We start from the raw sequence: 6347 nt of genomic DNA on the forward strand, positions 1-6347 counted from the left end.
CAGCAGCACCGCAGGCCACCGAGCAGCGCGGCTCGGACCACGACGAACGGACGACATGACCACGACGACCGACCAGGTGACCACGGCCGACCCGCCGGGCGCCGGGACCTCCCGCTCCACACCCCCGCGGAAGAAGACGTCCGGAGGAGGTGGGTTGGGACGGTACGTCCTGGTCCGGTTCCTCCTCATCATCCCGACCGTCTTCATCCTCGTGACGACCGTGTTCGTCGTCATGCGATCGACCGGCGACCCCATCACGGCGGCGCTCGGCGGGCGCCTGCGAGCGGATCAGCTCGCCGAGCGCATCCACGAGGCGGGCTACGACCGCCCGATCATCGTCCAGTACCTCGAGTACCTGGGCGGGATCGTGCGCGGCGACTTCGGCACCACGATCAGCGACAACCGCCCGGTGTCCGAGGTCCTGACGACCTACGGCGCCGCGACGCTCGAGCTCGCGGTCTACGCCCTGATCATCGCGTTCCTGGTCGGCGTGCCCCTCGGGCTCCTCGCCGCGCACCACCGCGACCGGATCCCCGACGCGTTCCTGCGCGTCTTCGCGATTCTCTGCTACGCGACGCCCGTGTTCTTCGCGGGTCTCCTGCTCAAGCTCGTCTTCTCGGTGGGCCTCGGGTGGTTCCCCGTCGCAGGGCGCGCCTCCACGGGGGCCGAGCTGCAGATGATGGCCCTGCCGGACCCGTCGGGCTTCTACGTCGTCGACGCGATCCGCACGGGCGACCCTGCGGTCCTGGGCGACGTGCTGATGCACGCCGTCCTGCCGGGAGTGGCCCTGGGGCTGCTGACGGCCGGGGTCTTCCTGCGGCTCGTGCGCACCAACGTCATCGGGACCCTCGCGACCGACTACGTCGACGCGGCCCGCTCGCGCGGAGTGTCCGAGCACCGGCTGGTGCGCACGCACGCGTGGCGGCCCGCGCTGATCCCGATCATCACGGTCATGGGCATGCAGATCGCGCTGCTCCTGGCCGGGGCGGTCCTGACCGAGACGACGTTCGAGTGGAAGGGCCTCGGGTTCATGCTCGCGCAGTACCTGCAGGCCCGGGACTTCGTCGCGGTCCAGGGGATCGTCGTCCTGCTGGCCGTGATCGTCGCGGTCACGAACTTCCTCGTGGACGTCCTCGCGGCGCTCATCGACCCGAGGGTGAGGTACTGACATGGCACGCCGACTCTCCTGGGGCCGTCTGCCCGTGGTCCACCAGCTCCGTCAGAGCGTGGGCCTCCAGCGCGGCATGCTCGTCGCGGGCCTCGTCATCACGGCGCTCTTCCTGCTCACGGCGCTGGCCGCGCCGTGGCTCGCACCGTACGGGTTCAGCCAGCTGCGCAGCGGCGACGTGCTGTTCGGGGCGCAGCAGCCGCCGTCGGCCGAGCACCTGCTCGGCACGACCGTCGGCGGTTACGACGTCCTGTCCCGCGTGATCTGGGGAGCGCGCACCGCGGCCCTCGTGATCGTGGTCGCGATCGCGGCGTCGATCGTGATCGGCGTCCTGCTGGGCCTGGTCTCGGGGTACTTCGGGGGCTGGCTCGACCGCGTGCTCGTGGTCGTGTGCGACGCGGTCTACGCGTTCCCGTCGTTGCTCCTCGCGATCCTGCTCGCGATCGTCATCAGCGGCGGTCAGTCCGACCTGTGGGGCGGCATCCTCGCGGCGGCGTTCTCGATCACGGTGGTCTTCATCCCGCAGTACTTCCGCGTGATCCGCGCAGAGACCGTGCGGATCAAGGCCGAGGCGTTCATCGACTCGGCGCGCGTCATCGGCACGCCGCACCGCCGCATCATGGGGCGGCACGTGCTGCGCAACGCGACGCGCACGCTCCCGCTCATCGTGACGCTCAACGCGTCCGAGGCGATCCTCACGCTCGCGGGGCTCGGCTTCCTGGGCTTCGGCATCGAGCCGACGGCCGCGGCCGAGTGGGGCTACGACCTCAACAAGTCGCTGTCCGACGTCACGAGCGGCATCTGGTGGACCGCGCTGTTCCCGGGTCTCGCGATCGTGCTCGCGGTCCTGGGCATCACGCTCGTGGGCGAGAGCCTCAACGACCTCGCCGACCCCCGCCTGCGCAGCCGCCGGGCGGCCGCGGTCGGGGCGGGCGAGGTCGCGGAGACGTCGGTCGTGCCGGGCGGCACGCTCGGCGCCGGCCCCGCGGGGCTGGGCGGGTTGGAAGGTTCGGGGACGCTGGGCGACGAGGGAATCGAGGTGCGCCCGTGAGCGCGCAGGCAACAACCACCGGCCCGACGGCGTCGCGCGCCTCGGGCGCGGTCGTCACCGTCCGGGACCTCACGGTCTCGTTCGCGACCGATGCCGGTCCGATCCTCGCGGTCGACGGGGTGGACCTCGAGGTCGCCCCGGGCGAGGTGCTCGCGGTCGTGGGGGAGAGCGGCAGCGGGAAGACCGTGACCGCCAAGACGATCCTCGGCCTGCTGCCGGAGACCGCGACGGCGAGAGGCGCCGTCGTGCTGGCGAACAAGGCGGGGACGAGCGAGTCCGACGTCGTCGCGCTGAGCCGGTCCCAGCTGCGGGCCGTGCGCGGCACGGACGTCGCGATGGTCTTCCAGGAGCCGTCGGCCGCGCTCAACCCCGTCTTCACCGTGGGGTGGCAGATCGTCGAGGGGCTGCGCGCGCACCGGCGCGTACGGCGCGCGGAAGGGCGCAGGCAGGCGATCGACGTGCTGCGCCGGGTCGGTATCCCCGACCCCGAGACGGCTGTGGACAAGTACCCGCACCAGTTCTCGGGCGGGCAGAAGCAGCGCGTCGTCATCGCGATGGCTCTCGCGCTCGACCCCGGGCTGATCGTCGCCGACGAGCCGACGACCGCGCTCGACGTGACCGTGCAGGCGGAGATCCTGGACCTGCTGCGGCGCTGTCGTGACGAGTTCGGGACCGCGATCGTGCTCATCACGCACAACATGGGCGTGGTCGCGGACCTCGCGGACCGCGTGGCCGTGATGTACCAGGGCAAGGTCGTCGAACAGGCGGACGTCCGGTCGCTGTTCGAGGACCCGCAGGCCGAGTACACGCGGACGCTGCTCGAGGCCGTGCCGCGCGTCGGCGGCGGTGTGGTCAACGCGGCCGCGCGGGTCGAGGCCCGCGCCGACGGCTGGGCCGAGGGCGCGCCCGTGGTCGTGGCCGAGGGGCTGCGGATCGAGTACCCGGGCCGCTTCCGCAAGCCCGCCTTCGTGGCCGTCGACGGGGTGGACCTGTCGATCCGGCCCGGCGAGGTGCTGGGGCTCGTGGGGGAGTCGGGCTCGGGCAAGACGACCATCGGCCGGGCGATCGGCGGCCTCACGCCCGTGACAGGAGGGTCGCTGTCGGTGCTGGGCGTCGAGATGCTGGGTGCACGTGAGCGCGACGTGCGGCCCGTGCGGCCGCGCATCGGGTTCGTGTTCCAGGACCCCGCGTCGAGCTTCAACCCGCTGCTCACGATTGCCGAGTGCGTGGCCGAGCCGCTCGTGGTGCACGGGCGGGCGGCGGACGCGGGCGACGCGCGTGGTCGGGTCGACGAGCTGCTCGAGTCGGTCCAGCTCCCGCGCTCGTACGGCGACCGGTACCCGCACGAGCTGAGCGGCGGGCAGCGCCAGCGCGCGAGCCTCGCGCGGGCGCTCGCGCTCGACCCCGAGCTCCTGGTCGCCGACGAGCCCACGTCGGCGCTCGACGTGTCCGTCCAGGCGCGCGTGCTCGACCTGTTCGCCGAGCTCCAGCGAGACCTCGGGTTCGCGTGCCTGTTCATCAGCCACGACCTCGCGGTCGTGGACCTGCTCGCCGACCGGATCGCGGTGCTCTACCGGGGCAGGCTCGTCGAGGAGGGCACGTCGGCCCAGGTGCTGGGCTCGCCGCAGCACACGTACACCAAGCAGCTCCTGGCGTCGCTGCCCGTGCCGGACCCGGTGCTCCAGGCCGCGCGCCGGGAGGAGCTCCGGGCGCTGCGGGTCTGACGGCCCGGCCCGCCCGGGCCGCTGAGTGCGGAGCAGCTGCTGCCGAACGGCGGTTCTGACGACAGCTGCTCCGCACTCGGCGACGCGTCGGTTGCAGTGGTCGCGTCGGTTGCAGTGGCCGGGGGCCGGGGGCCGGGGGCCGGGGGCCGGGGGCTAGCCGACGCCCAGCGCCTCGAGCCACTCGCGCGGCAGGAGCGCGTAGCCCACGAACGCGACCACGTCGAGGATCGTGTGGGCGATGACGAGCGGCACGACCCGGTGCCGCCCCCACCTGCTCGTGTAGAACCACGAGAAGACGACGCCCATGACCACGTTCCCGACGAACGGGCCGATGCCCTGGTACAGGTGGTAGGAGCCGCGCAGCAGCGAGCTCCAAACGACGAACTTCACGCGGCCCCAGCCCAGGTCCTTGGTGCGCTCGAACAGGTAGGAGACGGCGACGACCTCCTCGAGCAGGCCGTTCTGGAGGGCCGCGAGGATCAGGATCGGCACGGTCCACCAGTAGTCGGCGAGGTTGGCGGGGTTGACCTCGACCGTGATCCCCAGGGCTCGTCCGGCGACGTACAGCCCCAGGCCCGGGATGCCGATGACCGCGGCGAGCGCGAACCCCCACCCGGTGTCGCGCCACGGGCGGCTGCCGTCGAGCCCGATGGCCCGCGTGGCCGACCGGCCGCGCGCCGAGAGCAGGTAGAGCGCGAGCGCGACCGGGATGAGCGCGAAGCCGATGCTGAGGATCTGGTAGGTCAGGTCGAGGTACGGGCGGGGCGACTGGCTGTTGTTGAGGCTCGTGCTCTGCTCGGCGAGCGGGGTGCCCTCGGTCAGGCGCGCGACGATGTTGACGATCGCGTACACGCCCGACCGGCCGAGGCTCAGGCCCAGCAGGATCCAGATCTCGGCCCCGATGCGGCGGCGGGTCTCGGGGTGGTCGGCCGTCGTCGGCGCCCAGCGCGAGCGCTTCCCGCCCGCGGACCCACCGGCGGTCGCCACGGCGACCCCTGCCGCACCGGGCTCTCGGGGCGCGCCGGACGGCACGTCGTGCGCGGCGGCCGGGCCGGGGGGAGTGCCGGGAGGAGTGGTCACCTGGCCGTTATAGCACCCGCCGAGTGGGAGCGCTGCGCGGTCTTCACACAATCCTCGTCGGTTGGTCAACAGGCATCCGGGGGGCGTGCAGACGGGCTTCCTACCCTGGAAGGACCGTGACTTCGAACAGACCCCCCTCCATCAGCCCGACCGCCCGAGACGCCCCCGCACCGGGCGCCGCCGACGACGACCTCGACGAGAAGCCGCCAGGCCTCTCCGTCACGCAGGTCGTCGCGAGCGCGCTCGCTGCCGTGAGCTCGACGGTCCTGCTGTCGTACCTGGGCGTGGCCGGGACGATCATCGGTGCAGGCGTGGCGTCGATCCTGACGGTCGTCGGCAACAACCTCTACACGCGCTCGATCCTCAAGACGCGCCGCCAGATGAAGGCCGCGATGAAGGCCGGCGTGGTGCTGCCCGTGGGCAAGAACGGCCGCAAGGTCCTGCTGCCGACGCTCGCGGGGGCGCACTCGGCGAGCGGCGAGAGCTCGGGCGACACCACGGCGAGCACAGCGGTGCTGCCTGCGGCCGGCACGGACGGGCGGGCTGCGGACACCGCGGTGCTCTCGGCCGACGACATGGGGGGCACGCGCCTCGCCGACCTGCGCACCGCGGCCACGGACAGGCCCGACGACGGCACGGACGGCTCGCAGTCCGACGGCACCACGGGCGACACCGTGGACGGCGACGACACGGACGGCGACGGCACGGACGGTGGCGGCGCGACGTCCCGCCGCCCGAGCCGCAAGACGTTGATCCTCTCGGCCGTCGGTGTGATCCTCTCGGCCGTCGGTGTCTTCCTGGTGCTGATCGTCGGCGTGACGCTCGTCGAGGTCGTCGCCGGGCGCCCGCTGAGCGAGATCCTGCGCGGCGAGGAGGGCTCGGGCACGTCGATCAGTCACGTGGTCTCTCGTGAGCCCGCATCGACCGGGGACACGGGTGGCACGACTGACACCTCGACCGACGCGCCGAGCTCGGGCACGACGCCCAGCCCGGCCCCGAGCGAGGTCCCGACCCCGGCGCCGACCGACCCGCCGACCACGGTCCCCGAGCCCGAGCCGACCACCCCGGTCACCCCGGCACCGGACCCGACGCCCGGGACCGGCGGGGACACGGGCGGGACCGGTGGCTCGGGCTCGGGAGGTACCGACCTCGAACAGCAGCCCGGTCTTGGAACGGGCAGCGGATCCGGGAGCGGTGCCGGTGCTGAGAACGTTCCGGGGACCGGGACCTCGGGCTCCGCGACGTCCTGACATGCAGCAGGTCCGAATCTTCGGACGCCGAGAAGTGAGCAGATGCCCCTGATCCACGCGGATCAGGGGCTGTC

The 6347-nt window shown here is 72.7% G+C and carries 5 protein-coding genes; 4 read left to right on the forward strand and 1 reads right to left on the reverse strand.

Annotated features, from left to right (window positions below; all coding sequences use genetic code 11):
• Nucleotides 1–55: 55 nt before the first annotated feature.
• From ACFRCR_RS15625 to ACFRCR_RS15635, 3 genes are read left to right on the forward strand one after another with little or no spacing between them, the layout of a single operon-like run.
• Nucleotides 56–1168, forward strand: coding sequence for an ABC transporter permease (locus tag ACFRCR_RS15625; RefSeq protein WP_377678782.1), 1113 nt, complete (start codon nucleotides 56–58; stop codon nucleotides 1166–1168).
• Nucleotide 1169: 1 nt separating this feature from the next.
• On the forward strand, nucleotides 1170–2219 hold the full coding sequence (locus ACFRCR_RS15630) for an ABC transporter permease (protein ID WP_377678784.1): 1050 nt from the start codon (nucleotides 1170–1172) through the stop codon (nucleotides 2217–2219).
• Nucleotides 2216–3943, forward strand: coding sequence for a dipeptide ABC transporter ATP-binding protein (locus ACFRCR_RS15635; RefSeq protein ID WP_377678786.1), 1728 nt, complete (start codon nucleotides 2216–2218; stop codon nucleotides 3941–3943). The genes ACFRCR_RS15630 and ACFRCR_RS15635 overlap by 4 nt, the downstream gene beginning before the upstream one ends.
• A 153-nt stretch (nucleotides 3944–4096) precedes the next feature.
• Here the strand turns inward: ACFRCR_RS15635 and ACFRCR_RS15640 are convergent, their stop codons facing one another.
• A complete protein-coding gene (locus tag ACFRCR_RS15640; RefSeq protein WP_377678788.1) occupies nucleotides 4097–5023 on the reverse strand; it encodes a CPBP family intramembrane glutamic endopeptidase in 927 nt (308 codons plus the stop codon).
• A 116-nt stretch (nucleotides 5024–5139) separates the two neighbouring features.
• On the opposite strand from ACFRCR_RS15640, the gene ACFRCR_RS15645 reads away from it, so the two are divergent.
• Entirely contained in the window at nucleotides 5140–6273 is a 1134-nt protein-coding gene (locus tag ACFRCR_RS15645; RefSeq protein WP_377678790.1) for a hypothetical protein, read from the forward strand.
• The last annotated feature ends 74 nt before the right edge of the window (nucleotides 6274–6347 follow it).

Origin of the sequence: Oerskovia sp. NPDC056781 (assembly GCF_042789955.1) — a bacterium.
Lineage (GTDB): Bacteria > Actinomycetota > Actinomycetes > Actinomycetales > Cellulomonadaceae > Oerskovia > Oerskovia rustica.